Source organism: Pseudomonas sp. MWU12-2020, assembly GCF_023100605.1.
Lineage (GTDB): Bacteria > Pseudomonadota > Gammaproteobacteria > Pseudomonadales > Pseudomonadaceae > Aquipseudomonas > Aquipseudomonas fluorescens_H.
This window is the reverse complement of the sequence record NZ_JALMEX010000001.1, coordinates 449077-463919: the sequence shown is the minus strand read 5'-3', so window position 1 is coordinate 463919 and position 14843 is coordinate 449077. Positions and strand designations below refer to the sequence as shown.

20 protein-coding genes and 1 pseudogene are annotated in these 14843 nt (G+C 60.0%); 12 read left to right on the top strand and 9 right to left on the bottom strand.

What is annotated here, in order from left to right; all coding sequences use genetic code 11:
• Positions 1–198: 198 nt before the first annotated feature.
• A complete protein-coding gene (ppnN, locus tag M0814_RS02170; protein WP_003225941.1) occupies positions 199–1572 on the bottom strand; it encodes a nucleotide 5'-monophosphate nucleosidase PpnN in 1374 nt (457 codons plus the stop codon).
• A 225-nt stretch (positions 1573–1797) separates the two neighbouring features.
• Between ppnN and M0814_RS02165 the strand changes: the two genes are divergently transcribed.
• Positions 1798–2325: a DUF3087 domain-containing protein gene (locus tag M0814_RS02165; protein WP_103484191.1), complete on the top strand. Its 528-nt coding sequence runs from the start codon at positions 1798–1800 to the stop codon at positions 2323–2325.
• Here the strand turns inward: M0814_RS02165 and M0814_RS02160 are convergent.
• Positions 2322–2708 carry a DUF2784 domain-containing protein gene (locus M0814_RS02160; protein WP_103484190.1) on the bottom strand — a complete coding sequence of 129 codons (387 nt, stop codon included), beginning with the start codon at positions 2706–2708 and terminating at the stop codon, positions 2322–2324. The genes M0814_RS02165 and M0814_RS02160 overlap by 4 nt on opposite strands.
• A gap of 152 nt (positions 2709–2860) precedes the next feature.
• Between M0814_RS02160 and M0814_RS02155 the strand changes: the two genes are divergently transcribed.
• From M0814_RS02155 to M0814_RS02145, 3 genes are all read left to right on the top strand, one after another.
• Positions 2861–3559: an AzlC family ABC transporter permease gene (locus M0814_RS02155; protein WP_103484189.1), complete on the top strand. Its 699-nt coding sequence runs from the start codon at positions 2861–2863 to the stop codon at positions 3557–3559.
• On the top strand, positions 3559–3870 hold the full coding sequence (locus tag M0814_RS02150) for an AzlD domain-containing protein (protein WP_177434727.1): 312 nt from the start codon (positions 3559–3561) through the stop codon (positions 3868–3870). Before M0814_RS02155 ends, M0814_RS02150 begins: the two co-directional genes overlap by 1 nt.
• 65 nt (positions 3871–3935) lie before the next feature.
• Positions 3936–4079 (top strand): hypothetical protein, encoded by a 144-nt coding sequence (locus M0814_RS02145; RefSeq protein WP_177434724.1) that lies wholly within the window; start codon positions 3936–3938, stop codon positions 4077–4079.
• Positions 4080–4126: 47 nt separating this feature from the next.
• Here M0814_RS02145 and M0814_RS02140 read toward each other — a convergent pair whose 3' ends face one another.
• The 4 genes from M0814_RS02140 to M0814_RS02125 all read right to left on the bottom strand — a co-directional run bounded on the left by M0814_RS02140 (position 4127) and on the right by M0814_RS02125 (position 7327).
• Positions 4127–4399 (bottom strand): hypothetical protein, encoded by a 273-nt coding sequence (locus M0814_RS02140; protein WP_103484188.1) that lies wholly within the window; start codon positions 4397–4399, stop codon positions 4127–4129.
• Positions 4400–4711: 312 nt separating this feature from the next.
• Positions 4712–5392 (bottom strand): SOS response-associated peptidase family protein, encoded by a 681-nt coding sequence (locus M0814_RS02135; protein WP_103484187.1) that lies wholly within the window; start codon positions 5390–5392, stop codon positions 4712–4714.
• Positions 5393–5440: 48 nt separating this feature from the next.
• On the bottom strand, positions 5441–6280 hold the full coding sequence (locus tag M0814_RS02130; RefSeq protein WP_103484186.1) for an ABC transporter permease: 840 nt from the start codon (positions 6278–6280) through the stop codon (positions 5441–5443).
• A gap of 60 nt (positions 6281–6340) precedes the next feature.
• A complete protein-coding gene (locus M0814_RS02125) occupies positions 6341–7327 on the bottom strand; it encodes an aliphatic sulfonate ABC transporter substrate-binding protein (protein ID WP_103484185.1) in 987 nt (328 codons plus the stop codon).
• A gap of 294 nt (positions 7328–7621) precedes the next feature.
• Between M0814_RS02125 and M0814_RS02120 the strand changes: the two genes are divergently transcribed.
• The 3 genes from M0814_RS02120 to M0814_RS02110 all read left to right on the top strand — a co-directional run bounded on the left by M0814_RS02120 (position 7622) and on the right by M0814_RS02110 (position 9952).
• Positions 7622–8569 carry an ABC transporter substrate-binding protein gene (locus M0814_RS02120; RefSeq protein ID WP_103484184.1) on the top strand — a complete coding sequence of 316 codons (948 nt, stop codon included), beginning with the start codon at positions 7622–7624 and terminating at the stop codon, positions 8567–8569.
• A 131-nt stretch (positions 8570–8700) separates the two neighbouring features.
• Positions 8701–9600, top strand: a complete 900-nt coding sequence (locus tag M0814_RS02115) for a polysaccharide deacetylase family protein (RefSeq protein ID WP_103484183.1) — start codon at positions 8701–8703, stop codon at positions 9598–9600.
• A 109-nt stretch (positions 9601–9709) separates the two neighbouring features.
• Positions 9710–9952, top strand: coding sequence for a DUF1652 domain-containing protein (locus tag M0814_RS02110; protein WP_003225919.1), 243 nt, complete (start codon positions 9710–9712; stop codon positions 9950–9952).
• Positions 9953–9956: 4 nt separating this feature from the next.
• Here the strand turns inward: M0814_RS02110 and M0814_RS02105 are convergent, their stop codons facing one another.
• A complete protein-coding gene (locus tag M0814_RS02105; protein WP_103484182.1) occupies positions 9957–10319 on the bottom strand; it encodes an NUDIX hydrolase in 363 nt (120 codons plus the stop codon).
• A gap of 159 nt (positions 10320–10478) precedes the next feature.
• On the opposite strand from M0814_RS02105, the pseudogene M0814_RS02100 reads away from it, so the two are divergent.
• Positions 10479–10601, top strand: a pseudogene (locus M0814_RS02100) (DUF2188 domain-containing protein); the annotation flags it as partial.
• Between the two features lie 61 nt (positions 10602–10662).
• On the opposite strand, the gene M0814_RS02095 reads toward M0814_RS02100, so the two are convergent.
• On the bottom strand, positions 10663–10902 hold the full coding sequence (locus M0814_RS02095; protein WP_003225914.1) for a hypothetical protein: 240 nt from the start codon (positions 10900–10902) through the stop codon (positions 10663–10665).
• 185 nt (positions 10903–11087) lie between these two features.
• Between M0814_RS02095 and M0814_RS02090 the strand changes: the two genes are divergently transcribed.
• A complete protein-coding gene (locus M0814_RS02090; RefSeq protein WP_103484181.1) occupies positions 11088–11423 on the top strand; it encodes a hypothetical protein in 336 nt (111 codons plus the stop codon).
• 15 nt (positions 11424–11438) lie between these two features.
• Here the strand turns inward: M0814_RS02090 and M0814_RS02085 are convergent, their stop codons facing one another.
• A complete protein-coding gene (locus M0814_RS02085) occupies positions 11439–11645 on the bottom strand; it encodes a hypothetical protein (RefSeq protein ID WP_146774693.1) in 207 nt (68 codons plus the stop codon).
• A gap of 107 nt (positions 11646–11752) precedes the next feature.
• Between M0814_RS02085 and fae the strand changes: the two genes are divergently transcribed.
• The 3 genes from fae to M0814_RS02070 are packed head-to-tail and all read left to right on the top strand — an operon-like array spanning position 11753 to position 14740.
• Complete coding sequence (gene fae / locus M0814_RS02080) at positions 11753–12265, top strand: formaldehyde-activating enzyme (RefSeq protein WP_003225910.1); 513 nt, start codon at positions 11753–11755, stop codon at positions 12263–12265.
• 10 nt (positions 12266–12275) lie between these two features.
• Complete coding sequence (locus M0814_RS02075; RefSeq protein ID WP_003225908.1) at positions 12276–13310, top strand: aldo/keto reductase; 1035 nt, start codon at positions 12276–12278, stop codon at positions 13308–13310.
• Positions 13307–14740 (top strand): NAD-dependent succinate-semialdehyde dehydrogenase, encoded by a 1434-nt coding sequence (locus M0814_RS02070; RefSeq protein WP_103484180.1) that lies wholly within the window; start codon positions 13307–13309, stop codon positions 14738–14740. Before M0814_RS02075 ends, M0814_RS02070 begins: the two co-directional genes overlap by 4 nt.
• Positions 14741–14843 lie beyond the last annotated feature (103 nt).

Genomic DNA, 14843 nt, shown 5'->3' with positions numbered 1-14843 from the left:
GTGGTGGCTGTCGTGAGGAATGTACGGGGCTTTTGTGTCAGAAACAAAGGCTGATTGGCAGCATCGGAATGACCTCAAAACAATTGTGGGAGCGGGCTTGCTCGCGAAAGGGGTGTGTCAGGCAACATTGTTGTTGACTGACACGGCCTCTTCGCGAGCAAGCCCGCTCCCACATTGGCTGATGCGGCGGCTGAAGAGTTACGCCACCACGCGATAGCACGGCACATACGCCGCGCCGCCCGGCAGTTTCATCCGATGCTGGGCGACGAAGGCTTTGAGCAGCGCGTCGAGCGGTTGCATGATCGCCGCGTCACCACGGATCTGGTACGGCCCGTGTTCTTCGATCAAGCGGATGCCCTTGTCCTTGACGTTGCCGGCGACGATCCCCGAGAACGCGCGGCGCAGGTTGGCCGCCAGTTCGTGGGGCGGCTGGTCGCGGTGCAGTTTCAGATTGGCCATGTTCTCGTGGGTCGGATCGAACGGACGCTGGAAACTCTCGTCAATCTTCAGCAGCCAGTTGAAGTGGAACGCGTCGTTACGCTCGCGGCGGAACTGCTTCACCGCTTTGAGACCCGCCGTCATCTGCCGGGCGACCTCGGCCGGGTCGTCGATGATGATCTGATAGTGCTGCTTCGCTGCATCGCCGAGGGTGGCGGTGACGAACGCGTCGAGTTGTTCAAGATACGGCGCGGCATGTTTCGGCCCGGTCAGGATCACCGGGAACGGCAGGCCGGCGTTGTCCGGGTGCATCAGGATGCCCAGCAGGTACAGGAACTCTTCGGCGGTGCCGGCGCCGCCCGGGAAGATGATGATGCCGTGGCCGACACGCACGAATGCTTCCAGACGTTTTTCGATGTCCGGCAGGATCACCAGCTCATTGACGATCGGGTTCGGCGCTTCGGCGGCGATGATCCCCGGCTCGGTCAGGCCGAGGTAGCGACCGCCGTGGATGCGCTGTTTGGCGTGGGCGATGGTCGCGCCCTTCATCGGGCCTTTCATCACGCCGGGGCCGCAACCGGTGCAGATGTCGAGGCTGCGCAGGCCCAGTTCGTGGCCGACTTTCTTGGTGTATTTGTATTCTTCGGTGTTGATCGAGTGACCGCCCCAGCACACGACGATTTTCGGCTCGACGCCCGGACGCAGGGTGCGCGCGTTGCGCAGCAGGTGGAACACGTAGTCGCTGATGCCTTGTGAGGAGCTGAGGTCGATGCGTTGGCTGTCGAGTTCGTTTTCGGTGTAGACGATGTCACGCAGGGCGCTGAACAGCATCTCGCGGGTGCTGGCGATCATTTCGCCGTCGACGAACGCGTCGGCCGGGGCGTTCAGCAGTTCGAGGCGCACGCCGCGATCCTGCTGGTGAATGCGGATTTCGAAGTCCTTGTAGGCTTCGAGGATAGTCTTGGCGTTGTCGACATGCGCGCCGGTATTGAGGATGGCCAGGGCGCACTGGCGGAAGAGGGTGTAGGTGCTGCCGGATCCGGCTTCGCTCAGTTGCTGAACTTCACGTTGAGAAAGGGTTTCCAGGCTGCCTTTCGGGCTGACCGAGGCATTGATTACGTGTCGTTGGGTCATGCAATGATCCTTAAAACGATGTCATTCCAGTGGCAGGCGAATGGCATCCGAATAGTGTGTATCCATGAATGAAGATGGCACGATCTGCGCTGTACCGCCATGTCCCCCGTTGGACGCTGAAAAGATGAAAAGGGCCCCCAGCATAGCTAAATCCCCGATAGAGGCGATAATGCGCCGGCGAGTTTTTTCCGTTGCCCTTTTTATCGCTCAAGGAAGTCATGCCCGATGTTCGAGATCCAGCCGATGGACCCAGCAACGTTTCGCCAGCAGACCCGCCGCAGCACGCTGATCATTGCCGTGCTGTTTCTGGTGTTGGCGATGGTGCTTTCGACGGCGGCGGTGGCGCTGTTCGGCGAACCCGGCGGCGACAATCTGCGCTTCAATGTCGGCGGGGTGTTCGTCGCGTTCCTGCTGACGGCGGCGCTGATGCGCGGGCAGTTCTGGCATCAGACCTGGATGGCCCCGGCGGTCTATAGCTGGCGGCTCAAGCGCAGCCTGATGAGCGTGACCAACGTGATGCATCAGGTGACGGCGGCGGTGGAACAGAACGATCCGACCGCGATGAAGGTGCTGCGCTTCTATCATCTGGGGCTGACCCAGATGCACGAACTGGACGGTAACTCCAGCGATCATGCGCAATTACATCGGGAAGTCGAAGCGCACAAGGAGCGGATGCAGGCGCTGGGTCTGGAGATCGACCAGAAGCGCCTGGATCCGGCCTGGCTGCAAGCCTTGAAACCCTCCACGCGTTAAAACGGGATGCGGCTGGCGCGGCGCAGTTTCCACGCACGGGCCAGGCGCCCGTAGACCAGCAGGTTGATCACCAGCACCACGCTGCCCAGCGCCAACTGGATCTGCGGCGTCAGCCCGGCGGGGTAGATGATCGGCCAGACGTAGTGCTCGATGAAGCCGCCGGCGTATTCGGTCTGCCCGGCGGCGTGGCGCATCAGGTTTTCCCAGTAGGTCAGCGGACAGGTCAGGTGCAACACTTCGACCGCCACGCCCCACGCGGCCGCCGGCAGGTGCAGCCACATCAAGCGTGGCCACTTGAGTACCAGCAGCCCGCCGAACAGCACGAACAGAATGAAGCACAGATGAAACAGCACCAGCCCGTCGGCTGCGATTCGGTACAGCATGTCGTCTCCCTGACGCGGTTGTGAAGGCTCCCATGCTACGCCGACAGTCGCACCGGGGCGCGGCGATTTAGCGCAAGTGCGCAAGATTGTTCAAGCCGCGACAGGGCATTTGCTGGCAGAGTCTGCGACCGTTTCCTCGATTGAAGAGCGTTATGTCTGACTCACTTATGCCGCGCAGTGCGTTTCTTCGCGGCGCTGCGGCGATCATGCCGTTATCACTGGCGACGGCGCCGTGGGGGCTGCTGGCCGGCTCCATGGCGATCGAAGCCAATCTCACGCCGTTACAGGGGCAGGGCCTGTCGAGCATCGTGTTCGCGGGGGCCGCGCAACTGGTGGCGATCGGCATGCTCAAGGGCGGTGCCGGAATTTTCTCGATTCTGTTGACCACGCTGCTGCTGACCTCGCAACACTTGCTGTACGGGATGAGCATGCGCTCGGTGATTTCGCCGCTGCCCGGACGCTGGCGCATCGGCCTGGGCTTTTTGCTCACCGATGAGCTGTTCGCCCTGACCAGCCAGCATGACCGTCAGCAGTTCAATCGCTGGTACGCATTGGGCGTCGGCCTGACGTTCTATATCGCCTGGAACCTCTTCACCCTGGCCGGCATCGTCCTGGGCAGCAGCATTCCGGGGCTTGAGCACCTGGGGCTGGACTTCTCGATTGCCGCCACCTTCATCGCGTTGATCACCCCGGTGGTGCGTAACGTGCCGACCGTGGTGTGCGTGGCCGTGTCTTTGTTCTGCTCGGTGTTGTTCAGCTATTGGCAGTGGGGCTCGGCGCTGGTGTTGTCAGGGCTGGCCGGGATGACCGCAGGATTTGTCTGCAACAAGCTGTATCTGGGGCGCACATGATGGTCTGGGCAGTGATTTTCGGCATGGGGATTCTGGTGTTCCTCAACCGATACGTGTTTCTCGAACCGCGCCTGCCGGTACGTTTGAGCAGTAATGCTCGGCAGTTTCTCGGGTTTGCCGTACCGGGCATGCTCACGGCGATTTGCGGGCCGATCGTGTTCATGCCGGACAAACAGCTGAATTTGCAGTGGGATAACCCGTATTTGCTTAGTTCATTAGTGGCAGTAGGTTTGGTTATCTATACCCGTAATACCTTGCTGAGCATGCTATTGAGCATGGCGTTCTTCTTTTTGCTGCGCTGGTGGCTGTAAGTTGGACGGGTAAAATTGTTCTACGCTTTAGGATATACAGTCTTTTTATACAAGCGGGGGTGCGCATGACGACCGAGCAAGAACGTCCGGATGAAGACGAAGATGTCGATGAGCCGAGCGAAGAAGAGATCGAGCGTGAAAAACGCAAAGAACAAACGTGGAAGCACGATGATGGCAAAGAGCTGTCATGGCCTGATCTGAAGCCTTGATCGATCAGATACGAAAAAGCCCCGCCAGTGCGGGGTTTTTCTTGGGTTCAAAGATCTTCCAACTGCGTGAAATCGGGGTGTGCAGCCCGATATCCCAGGGTTTTGTCGATCCAGGCATTGAGCTCGTTGACCATCACCGGCGGATGGCCGGGATAATTTTTGAGGGTGGTGCGCAAGATACGTTCAATGTCGGGAACTGAGCGCAGGTTTCGGGTCTTGATGTAGTGGCCGATAAAACAGTCGAGTTGAAAGCGTTCTGTCATGGACAGATAGATACACTCCAGGCCGTTGGCCTGTTTGATTGCAAAATCGTCGCGCAACTTAGTTCTCTGCAAGGCTTGTAAAAGTTGTAGGGGATTCCTGGTTTTTTGTTGACTCTTTGGTCAACTGGTATGCCAAACGGAAATGCGGCGCGCATGCTATCCGTAGTGCTACAAAATGTATCTAAGCTGATTGAAGAGTCAGACAAGCGGTTGGTTTTAATCAAACGACTGCTTCAATTGATGTATCGATATTGAAACATTAAGTGTAAAGAAACAGTTTCACTTGCATGGTGACGCAGGTCATGTGTAGGCACCGCCGAAGGTTTCGACCGTTGCAACATTGAATACACGTGCCATGGCGACCATTATTTAGGGCCGCGCTTCAATCAGTTCGGCACCCTGATTGCGTGGGTTGCCCACCGCTTTGCTGACTTTGTGCCACAGAAACGTTTCGCTGTTTTCACCTTCGAACAGCAACATCTGTTCGGCGCGCTCGACGGGCGTGGCCGGGTCCAGCCATTCTCGGGCGAGCTCGGCGCAGAGTACGATCGGACGCCGATCGTGAATATCGAGCAGGCCACCGGCACTGTCGGCGGTGATGATCACAAAACCATCGTCCTCCCGCGCTGGTGCATCGGGTGTCGGCAGTTGACCGATGGCAGCGCAGAAAATCGGCCCATTATCCGCTCGTCGAATCAGCCACGGCTGGCGGAGTTTTTCTTCGGTATCGACCCATTCGAACCAGTTGTCGATCGGCACAATCAGTCGATGGCGCCAGATCGCGCGGAAGAACGGGCCGTGGGCAACTTTCTCCACCCGCGCATTGATCGGCGCGGCGCGATCCTTCGCCCAATGCGGGCGCCAGCCCCAGCGCAGGTTGTCGGCATACAGGCGTCGATCATGTTGATGGAGGACGGCGAGGGCGGTGGTCGGCGCGGCGTTGTATCGCGCCAGCGGCGCATCGCCGACATGATTGATCAGCGCATCGGGAATGCTCAGCACCGCGACAAAGTCGTGAATGCCACGGTACTGCGAGAGTCTTCCGCACATGCGCTGAATCTCCGGTTGGACGCTTTCAGCTTAGTTGGCTGCGGCCAATCAATCCTGCGCCTCCTGACCGGTGAACGTATCGCGCCAGGCGAGCCAGCGGCGTTCAAGCATGGCGAGCAGGCCGTCGCTGAGTTTGCCGAGCAGGGCGAGCACGATGATCGCCGCCAGCACGATGTCCGGTCGCGAGGTTTCGCGGCCGTCGCTGAGCAGATAACCCAGGCCCTTGGTCGCGGCGATCAGCTCGGCGGCCACCAGAAACATCCACGCCAGACTCATGCCGCTGCGCAGCCCGGTGAACAGGCCGGGCAGGGCGGCGGGCAGCAGAATCCGCCGCACCAGTTGCCAGCGGCTGAAACCATAGATATGCCCGACCTCGACCAGTTTGCGATCGATGTTGCGAATCGCCGCGACCACGTTGACGTACACCGGAAAAAACGCGCCGATGGCGATCAGCACGATTTTCGAGGTTTCGTCGATGCCCAGCCACAGCAGCAACAGCGGCACCCAGGCCAGGCTCGGAATCGAACGCAGGGCGGCGAACGTCGGTTCCAGATACGCCTCGGCCTCACGGCTCAGGCCGACCCAGGCGGCAAATACCAGCGCGAGACTGGCGCCAATCGCAAATCCCAGCAACACGCGTATCAGGCTGGCGCCGATGTGTTTCCACAGTGCGCCTTCGGCGAGGTCGGTGAGGGTCAGGGCAATCTCGCTCGGGGCGGGCATCTGATAGGACGGTAGCCAGCCGATGCGCACGATGAATTCCAGGGCGAACACGATCAGCAGCGGCAGGGCCAGACCCTTCAGGCGCCGGCGCCATGTCGGGTGGAAAGGAGGGCGGGGCCTCGACAAGCTGCGAGGCGCGGGCAGTTCGTTACTGCGAGTGGTCATACGTTGGCTCCACTCACAGCCCATCCGCAACTGGCGCGGATGGGCTGTGAGTCTGGTCGATTACTGGCGGGCGACGGCTTGTTGCACACCGCTGTCGAGCAACTGATCGATGACTTGATCGACATTCACCCCGCGCCGCACCAGTTCCTCAGAGACCAGAATCGGTGCGGCCGCCTTCGAGGCCTGCACGTCGTTGGCGGTCAGTTGCGGGCTGCTCAGGTCAGTGCGCGACAGTTGCAGTTTGGCCACGTCCAGCGGCAAACCGGACTCTTTGGCGAGCAGGGCGGCGAACTCTTCGGGATTTTTCAGCGCCCATTCGCGCGCCTGCTCGTAGGCTTTGATCACCGTGTCGATGGTTTGCGGATGCTCCTTGGCGTACTGCTCGGTGACGCTGACCACGCCGTAGCTGTTGAACGCCGGATTGCGATACAGCAGACGCGAACCGGCCTGCACTTGACTGGCGGCCATGTGCGGGTCGAGCCCGGCCCAGGCGTCGACATCGCCTTTTTCTAGCGCGGTGCGGCCGTCCGGATGTTGCAGGTGCACCAGTTCGACGTCGTCTTTCTTCAGCCCGGCCTGTTGCAGGCTGCGCAAAGTGAACAGGTACGGATCGGTGCCTTTGGTGGCGGCGATTTTCTTGCCCTTGAGATCGGCGACGCTCTGGTACGGCGAATCCTTGCGCACCACCAATGCGGTCCATTCGGCGCGGCTGTAGACGTAGACCGATTTGATCGGGCTACCGTTGGCCCGGCTCAGCACAGCGGCAAGGCTGGCGCTGGAGGCGAAATCGACGCCACCACTGTTCAGATATTCCAGCGAACGGTTACTGCCCTGGCTCAGCACCCAACTGACTTTGGTCTGTGGCAGAGCCTTTTCGAGAAAGCCGAAATGCTTGAGCACCAGACTCACGGGGGAGTAGTAGGCGTAATCCAGATGCACCTCGGCGGGAGGGGCTTCGGTGGCGTGGGCCAGAGGTTGCAGGCTCAATGCCATGGCGCTGGCGACCAGCAGCGTTTTGAGGCGGGCAAACGGTAAGAACGATGTCATGGGGGGCGCTCCGGCGAAGGCACTGTTTTTTATGTCCAAAAATATATTTTTATCGGCTGCGTCCTGCATGAATGGAATATTGCAGGCTCTGTGCCATGTGCGTTTTGGCTAATGTTTACGGGGTTTTCACCCGTTTTGGCGCCTTTCAACTGTTGCTTGGGCAACACTGTGGTATCGCACTGTTGCGCAGCGGACAGTGAGCATTCGCAGCAATGAGCTTATGCATTAATCGAATTTAAAATTGGTTTATCAAGAGCGTTATGGTCTATGAAAAATCCCGTCGCAGGACCTCCCATGAAGCTCTCCCGTTTGCTCCGCAGTACACTGATGATTGCCCTGTTCGCCGTACCGCTTGCCTACGCCGCCGAGCCGGTGGTACTGCATGTCGGTGATCAGAACTACTACAACATCCGCGCCTCGGTGGAAGCCTCGGGCGTGTTGAAGGACGCGCCTTATACCGTTGACTGGAAGCACTTCCAGGCCGCTGCGCCATTGGCCGAGGCGTTGCAGACCGGCTCGCTGGATCTGGGTTTTCTGGGCGATTCGGGTTTCCTGTTTCTCGCCGCCAAACAGGCGCCGGTAAAACTGATCGGAGTGTCGCGACAAAACCCGGACACCATCGCGTTACTGGTGCCGAAAGATTCGCCGGTGAAAACCATTGCTGATCTGAAGGGCAAGAAAGTCGCCTACTGGCCCGGCGCCTGGAGTCAGCAGTTGACCTTGCGTGCCCTGGAGCAGGGCGGTCTGCCGGAAAATTACGTCGATTTCGTCAAGCTGATGCCGATCGATGCGGCGGCTGCGTTGCCGCAGGGCAGCATTGATGCCTTCCCGGTGTGGGAACCGTACATCTCCCAGCAAATCGTGTTCTCCGGGGCGCGGCCGATTCTCACCGCGAAAAACCTGATGCCAGGCCTCAGCGCGATTGCCGCGTCGGCGCCTTCGATCGACAGCAAACGCGCAGCGATCGCCGATTTTCTCGGACGTTTGAAGCGCGCTCGAGCCTGGGTCGACAGCCATACCGACGAATACGCAGACTTGTGGGCGAAGAAGGCCAACCTCGATCAGGAAGTCTCGCGACACTGGTTGCGCCAGGCGCACATGACCGTCGGGCCGGTGGATCAACAGGCGGCAGCAGACCTGCAGGGCACCGCGGACTTCCTGTTCAAGGTCAAGGCACTGCCGGCGCCGCTGGCTACCACCGGGGTCATCGATACCTCGTTTCAGCGGGCATTGGCCGACTGAGCGAGCGCCGTCACCAAAGCCTGTGTACCCTATCCAGACTTGGCTCGCGAGGCCGGGTGCAGGGATGGATCAGGGCGAGGGGGTTTTGCCAGTCGACAACAGGGCCGCAAGGGTCAGGCGCAAGGCAAAACATGAAATACGCGTTCAAACTTATCTGTGCAGCGGCCATCGCGTTTGGGTTGGCCGGCTGCATTGCCGCGCCCATCGAGATGACCGCACAAACCGAAACCCGGCTCAAGGCCCAGGCACCGGTGCGCTTTCTGCTGACCTTCGATGACGGCCCTAGCGCTTCGAGTTTCTGGAACCCTTCGGCGACAGTCCTCGATAGCCTGAAGGTCAACCCGGTGCAACCGGACATCAAAGCGGTGTTCTTCGTCCAGACCCGCGCCCCCCGCGCCGGCAACAGTGAGATTGGTCGCGGGATCATGCGGCGCGAGCACGCCGAAGGGCACATCCTCGGATTCCACACCGCCACCCATTGGCACACCAATCATCGCTCGCTCGATCCGCAAGAGCTGGAGCAGTCGTTGAGCAACGGCACGGCGGATATCGCCGCGATTACTGGAGCTGCGCCGATCCTGCTGCGCCCGCCATTCTGGAATTACGACAAGCGCACCTTCGCCGCCTATCAACAGCACGGCCTGCATGTATTGCTGACCGATTTGAGCGCCAACGACGGCAAGATCTGGGGCTTCAATGCCAGCCCCCGACGTCGGGCGAACATGCTGCGCCAGCTATCGGAAGTCCGCGAGCGCATTGCCCTCGGCGAATTCCCTACCGTGGACGGGGTGATTCCGGTGGTGGTGACCTTTCATGACCTCAACCGCTACACCGCGCGGCATACCCGCGAATACCTGCAGATCCTGCTCGACAGTGCCGCCGCCACGGGCGTGAGACTGGCGGACAAACCGTTCTACGATGATCGCGCGGCGCTGCAGAAAGCGGCGTTGGCGCGCACGGTTCAGCAAAGTTCGGATGCGGTGCAATTGCCGGGGATGTGGAACTGGATCTGGGATCATGACGCGCACTGAGACCGCGCTGAAAATGTGATCGGGTTGGCACTTGCCGGGGCGGCAGATTATTGATCGCTCATCTATGCTGAATCGGTCGACCGACTCATCGCCTGCGAGGCGTGCGCTCATGCTAGCCATTGCCGACATCTGCCGGATTGTCGAATCCGGCTTTCCGTCGCTTGAATGCGAATGCACACAAGTGGAGCAGGGACTGCTGCGGATCAAGGTCTACGAGCCTGACTCCGGTCGAGTCGAGTTGTTGCTCAATGGCGTGTCGCCGGAACATCTGGTGACGATCCGCGATATTTCCAACTTCATTGGTGAATTGCGCACGGAAATGAGCGCCGGGCGCCGGGCATTCGCCGGTTGAAACCTCACAAGCGCCGCTGAAACGCCTGCACGATGCGCAACGTCGCGTCGCTGGTGGGCAGATTCTGCACCGCGTCCAGCGGATGCCAGATGCACTCGGTGATCTCGTTTTGCGGGCGCAACTGCTCAAGGTCGGGCACTGAGGCCTCGTAGACATGATGCTGCGTGCTGCCACTGCGCAGTTCCATCAGATACAACATTTGCTCGGCCTTCAGCGCCGTTTCTTCCTGCAACTCGCGCATCGCCGCTGCGGCCTTGGTTTCCCCAGGCTCGACCTTGCCGCCGGGCAATGTCCAGCGGCAGTGGGGTTTGCGCACCAGGAGAACGTGTCGTTCTTGCTCGCAAATGACGGTTGCGCGTACTTTCATCTGTTACCTGTTCACTGCTTGTCACATTAATGAAACAAAACTGCAATATTCGAGCCGGGCCCCGGTTTATAGGTTCCCTCGGGTTTTTTGAGCGTTTGGCGTGGTTGAAAGTGCCAGCGATTTGGCACATCGCTGGCTGTGAAGTAACGGCCCGTGGCGGTTTGCAGCCAGGGCGTGCGGCTTGCATCGTTTGGTAGCAGAGAAGAAGCAATGGCCTATGCCGCTGCGTTGCCGGGTTACAGACAACGCTCGGCGCGGGCGCGAAGTCACACCGCGAGTTGATGCAAATGTAACGAAAGAGCCCCGGTACTTGCCGGGGCTCTTGTTGAGGGCAAGGTCGGTATCAGTGAACTTTGGTTCTGCTGATGGAGCGGGTCTTCACTTCCTTGGCATATGACTGCAATCGTTCTTCATCACTCTGCAGCACCTCGCAAGACCTCAGGACCGCCTGGGCATCCGCTTCATTGCCATTCTTGCGCAGCTGTTCGGCAATGCGTTTGAGGTCGACCGCCGACCATCTCAGATCCGATGCAACGGCTTGCAGGTCGCGCTGAAGTTCGTGTTCGTATTCATTGAGCCGCATGATCACCTCCGGAACATTCTCGGTAGAACAGAGTAGCCGCATTTGCGGGCGATGTTTTACAGCTCGTCTGTCACCCGGCGGAACGTGTGTAAATATTTGTCCAATTTCCCGTATGGGCGTGGTCCGCTGTGGATGTACACCCGGTTACACGTTACATTCGCTTTTTTTCAGATCAGGGAAACACCATGCGGATATGGATCGGGATTTTGGCGTTGGCATTACTGGCAGGGTGCTCATTGCCAGCGTCGCTGGTACCGGGTGAGCCAAATCTCAGCAAGACCACCACCAAGGCGCCTAAAGACTATGCCGCGTGCTTGTTGCCGTTGTGGCAGCAGGACATTCCGAAGACCACGCAGACCTCCATTTCCAATGGCTACCGGATCAAGGCGCCGAGCCTCGTCACCGCTGACGAGATTCTCGACATCATCAAATACAAGGACGGCAGCCGGGTCTCGTTGTATCAGGGGCCGCCATGGGCCAAGTCCGGGTCATTGCGCAAATCGGTGCGTGACTGCCTCTGACGCAGCGCTTCAGTTTTAGCAGCCAGCCGCAAAAAAAGCAGAAACCGTATCGTCGGTTTCTGCTTTTTTTTGCTTTTCACGCAGGCCGCGATGCTGCGCCCCCAGGCTATGAGCAAAACTCATGGCCCCATGATTTTTAATGGTTACAGCCCGCACCAGCCCCGGTGTTAAAAAATCGCAAACACAGCTCATCAATAACAACCAGAGAGCGTTTGCAGCCATGTCCCATTTTCCCCGACGCACCTCCCCACGCCCGTTATTGAGCGCACCGGCCATTCGGCCCGTGTGAGCTATCGAACATCCCTCGTATCGCACAAGAGTAATGACTGATGAAAGAACTCGACCTGTACATCGGTGAAGGTTTCGAAGGCCCGGGCGTGAACGCCGCACACATCAATATCCTGATCGGACCGCGCAACGGCCCGGCCGGGCAGGCGTTCGCCAACAGCCTGGCGTCGCCAAGTCAGGGCCATTGCCCGTTCATGGTGATCGCCCAGCCGAACATTCCGGTCAAGCCGATGACCCTGTATGTGAACAAGGCCGCAATCAGCAGTGACCTGCACGGCAACGCCACCTGGGGCGCATCGCAGGCCGGGATCGCCAAAGCCGTGCTCGAAGCACTGCTCGACGGCACCTTGCCGCCGGAAGCCGAAGACGAGTGGGCCATCGTTACCGCCAACTGGGTCAATCCGGCCTGCGACGACCTCGATACGGTGTACCTGAACAACTACAACGCCTGCCGCACCGCAATCCGCGCCGCCCTCACCGGCAAGCCGGAAACCGCGCAACTGGCCGATGTGGTCAACCACATCAGCAACCCTTTCTACACGCCAAAAGCCTGAGGTCCGCGCCATGCAATACATCCGTTTGGGCAACTCCGGCCTGCAAGTTTCCCGCCTGTGCCTGGGCACCATGAACATGGGCACCCCGGACTGGAAACCGTGGATCTTCAACGAAAAACAGAGCGAGCCGATCGTCGCTCACGCGCTGGACAACGGCGTGAATTTCATCGACCTGGCGGACTTCTATTCTGCCGGCGTCGGCGAGGAAGTGGTGGGGCGCATCGTCAAGCGTCTGGCCCGTCGCGAAGACCTGGTGATCACCACCAAGGTCGGCTATGGCACCCGCAGCGGGATCAATGCCAGCGGCCATTCGCGCAAACACATCATGGACAGCATCGATGCCTCGCTGAAGCGTCTGGACATGGATTACGTCGACGTGTTCATGCTGCATTACTTCGACGTGAACACCCCGGTCGAGGAAACCATGTCGGCATTGAACGATATCGTGCGCTCCGGCAAGGCCCGCTACATCGGCGTGTCGACCATGCTCACCGGGCAACTGGCGAAGATCCTCATGGCCTGCGAGCGCAATGGCTGGGTCAAGCCGATCAACATGCAGCTGCAACTGAACTGTGCCTATCGCGAAGAAGAGCGCGAGATGATTCCGTTCTGTCGCGATCAGGGCATCGGCGTCTCGGTGTTCAGTCCGCTGGCGCGCGGCCTGCTGACCGGCGACGTGCAGTCGACCCGCAACCAGACCGACTTCTTCACCCAGCAGATGTACAGCGACGAAGCCTCGTTCGAAATCGCGCATTCGGTACAACGCGTGGCCCGCGCCCGTGGCGTGTCGAACGCGCAGATCGCCCAGGCGTGGGTGGCCAACCATCCGGGGGTGGATTGCATGCTGGTCGGCGCGGACACCACGGCGCAGTTCGACAGTGCCCTGGCAGCGCTGGAAACCAGACTCGACGCTGATGAATTGCATGAACTGGAGCGCAATTACACCCCGTGCGACGTGATCAACGATTACACCGCCGGCAAACGCATCCTGCGCACCGCGCGTCCGGGGCTGGAGCGCTTCACTTTGCAGGGAGCGGTGGCATGAGCGATCTGATCCGTCACGGCCACTTCATCGACGGCCAGTGGGGGCAGGGCGGCGCGACCTATGCGGTGCGCAACCCGGCCAATGGCGAACTGATTGCCGAGGTGCAAAAGGATGGCGCCGAAGTAACCAACCTGGCCATCGATGCGGCCAATCGTGCGCTGCCGGCGTGGCGCAAGCTCACCGCCAAGGAACGCAGCCAGCGCCTGAAACGCTGGAGCGATCTGATGCTCGCCAACCAGAAGGAACTTGCGACGCTGCTCAGTCGCGAGCAGGGCAAACCGCTGGCCGAGGCCATGGGTGAAGTGGTCTATGCCGCGAGTTTCCTCGAGTGGTTCGGCGAGGAAGCCAAGCGTGCCTATGGCGACGTGATCCCCAGCCACAAGGCCGATGCGCGGATCATCGTGGTCAAGGAAGCGATTGGCGTGGTCGCCGCGATCACCCCGTGGAACTTCCCGTTGGCGATGGTCACCCGCAAGGTCGGCCCGGCGTTGGCGGCCGGTTGCACGATGATTCTCAAACCGTCCGAGGAGACGCCATTGTCGGCGTTCGCCCTGGCGGTGTTGGCGGAACAGGCGGGTATTCCGGCAGGCGTGTTCAACATCGTTTCCGGCGATGCCGTGGCGATTGGCGGTGCGCTGCAAGCGTCGAGCATCGTGCGCAAACTGTCGTTCACCGGCTCGACCCGCACCGGCAAACTGCTGATGCGCCAGGCTGCCGACACCCTGAAAAAAGTCTCGCTGGAACTGGGTGGCAACGCGCCGTTCATCGTCTTCGACGATGCCGATCTGGACGCGGCAGTCAAAGGCGCGATGGCCTCGAAATTCCGCAACACCGGGCAGACCTGCGTGTGCGTGAATCGCTTCTTCATTCAGGACAGCGTCTACGAAGCCTTCACCGGCAAGCTTGCCGAAGCGGTTGTGGCGATGCGCGTCGGCAGTGCGCTGGACGGTGAAACCGAGCAAGGCCCGCTGATCAACACCGCCGCATTGGCCAAGGTCGAAAGCCATGTCAGCGATGCCCTTGAGAAGGGCGCCACGCTACTGTGTGGCGGTCGTCGTCACGCACTTGGCGGCACCTTTTATGAGCCGACCATCCTCACCGAAGTCAACGGCGACATGCTGATCGCCCAGGACGAAACCTTCGGCCCGGTGGCTGCGTGTTTCCGCTTCAAGGATGAAGCCGAAGTGCTGGCGCGGGCCAACGACACGCCGTTCGGTTTGTCGGCGTACTTCTACAGCCGCGACATCGGCCGGGTCTGGCGCATGGCCGAAGGGCTGGAAGCCGGCATGGTCGGGATCAACGAAGGGATCATTTCCACGGAAGTCGCGCCATTCGGTGGCATCAAGGAATCGGGCCTGGGTCGCGAGGGTTCGAAGTACGGTCTGGATGACTATCTGGAGATCAAATACCTGTTGATGGGTGGTCTCTGACCCCCACCGAGATCTCCATGTGGGAGCGGGCTTGCTCGCGAAAGCGTTGTATCAGTTGGAGCAAATGGTGACTGACACACCGCATTCGCGAGCAAGCCCGCTC

Excerpts from the sequence above, each read along its gene's own strand:
- M0814_RS02155 (WP_103484189.1), top strand. The coding sequence starts at position 2,861 with ATGTCTGACTCACTTATGCCGCGCAGTGCGTTTCTTCGCGGCGCTGCG.
- M0814_RS02160 (WP_103484190.1), bottom strand. The coding sequence starts at position 2,708 with ATGCTGTACCGAATCGCAGCCGACGGGCTGGTGCTGTTTCATCTGTGC.
- M0814_RS02145 (WP_177434724.1), top strand. The coding sequence starts at position 3,936 with ATGACGACCGAGCAAGAACGTCCGGATGAAGACGAAGATGTCGATGAG.
- M0814_RS02110 (WP_003225919.1), top strand. The coding sequence starts at position 9,710 with ATGCTAGCCATTGCCGACATCTGCCGGATTGTCGAATCCGGCTTTCCG.
- M0814_RS02095 (WP_003225914.1), bottom strand. The coding sequence starts at position 10,902 with ATGCGGCTCAATGAATACGAACACGAACTTCAGCGCGACCTGCAAGCC.
- M0814_RS02090 (WP_103484181.1), top strand. The coding sequence starts at position 11,088 with ATGCGGATATGGATCGGGATTTTGGCGTTGGCATTACTGGCAGGGTGC.
- M0814_RS02150 (WP_177434727.1), top strand. The coding sequence starts at position 3,559 with ATGGTCTGGGCAGTGATTTTCGGCATGGGGATTCTGGTGTTCCTCAAC.
- M0814_RS02075 (WP_003225908.1), top strand. The coding sequence starts at position 12,276 with ATGCAATACATCCGTTTGGGCAACTCCGGCCTGCAAGTTTCCCGCCTG.
- M0814_RS02115 (WP_103484183.1), top strand. The coding sequence starts at position 8,701 with ATGAAATACGCGTTCAAACTTATCTGTGCAGCGGCCATCGCGTTTGGG.
- M0814_RS02105 (WP_103484182.1), bottom strand. The coding sequence starts at position 10,319 with ATGAAAGTACGCGCAACCGTCATTTGCGAGCAAGAACGACACGTTCTC.
- M0814_RS02135 (WP_103484187.1), bottom strand. The coding sequence starts at position 5,392 with ATGTGCGGAAGACTCTCGCAGTACCGTGGCATTCACGACTTTGTCGCG.
- M0814_RS02125 (WP_103484185.1), bottom strand. The coding sequence starts at position 7,327 with ATGACATCGTTCTTACCGTTTGCCCGCCTCAAAACGCTGCTGGTCGCC.
- M0814_RS02165 (WP_103484191.1), top strand. The coding sequence starts at position 1,798 with ATGTTCGAGATCCAGCCGATGGACCCAGCAACGTTTCGCCAGCAGACC.
- ppnN (WP_003225941.1), bottom strand. The coding sequence starts at position 1,572 with ATGACCCAACGACACGTAATCAATGCCTCGGTCAGCCCGAAAGGCAGC.
- M0814_RS02120 (WP_103484184.1), top strand. The coding sequence starts at position 7,622 with ATGAAGCTCTCCCGTTTGCTCCGCAGTACACTGATGATTGCCCTGTTC.
- M0814_RS02070 (WP_103484180.1), top strand. The coding sequence starts at position 13,307 with ATGAGCGATCTGATCCGTCACGGCCACTTCATCGACGGCCAGTGGGGG.
- fae (WP_003225910.1), top strand. The coding sequence starts at position 11,753 with ATGAAAGAACTCGACCTGTACATCGGTGAAGGTTTCGAAGGCCCGGGC.
- M0814_RS02130 (WP_103484186.1), bottom strand. The coding sequence starts at position 6,280 with ATGACCACTCGCAGTAACGAACTGCCCGCGCCTCGCAGCTTGTCGAGG.
- M0814_RS02085 (WP_146774693.1), bottom strand. The coding sequence starts at position 11,645 with ATGGCTGCAAACGCTCTCTGGTTGTTATTGATGAGCTGTGTTTGCGAT.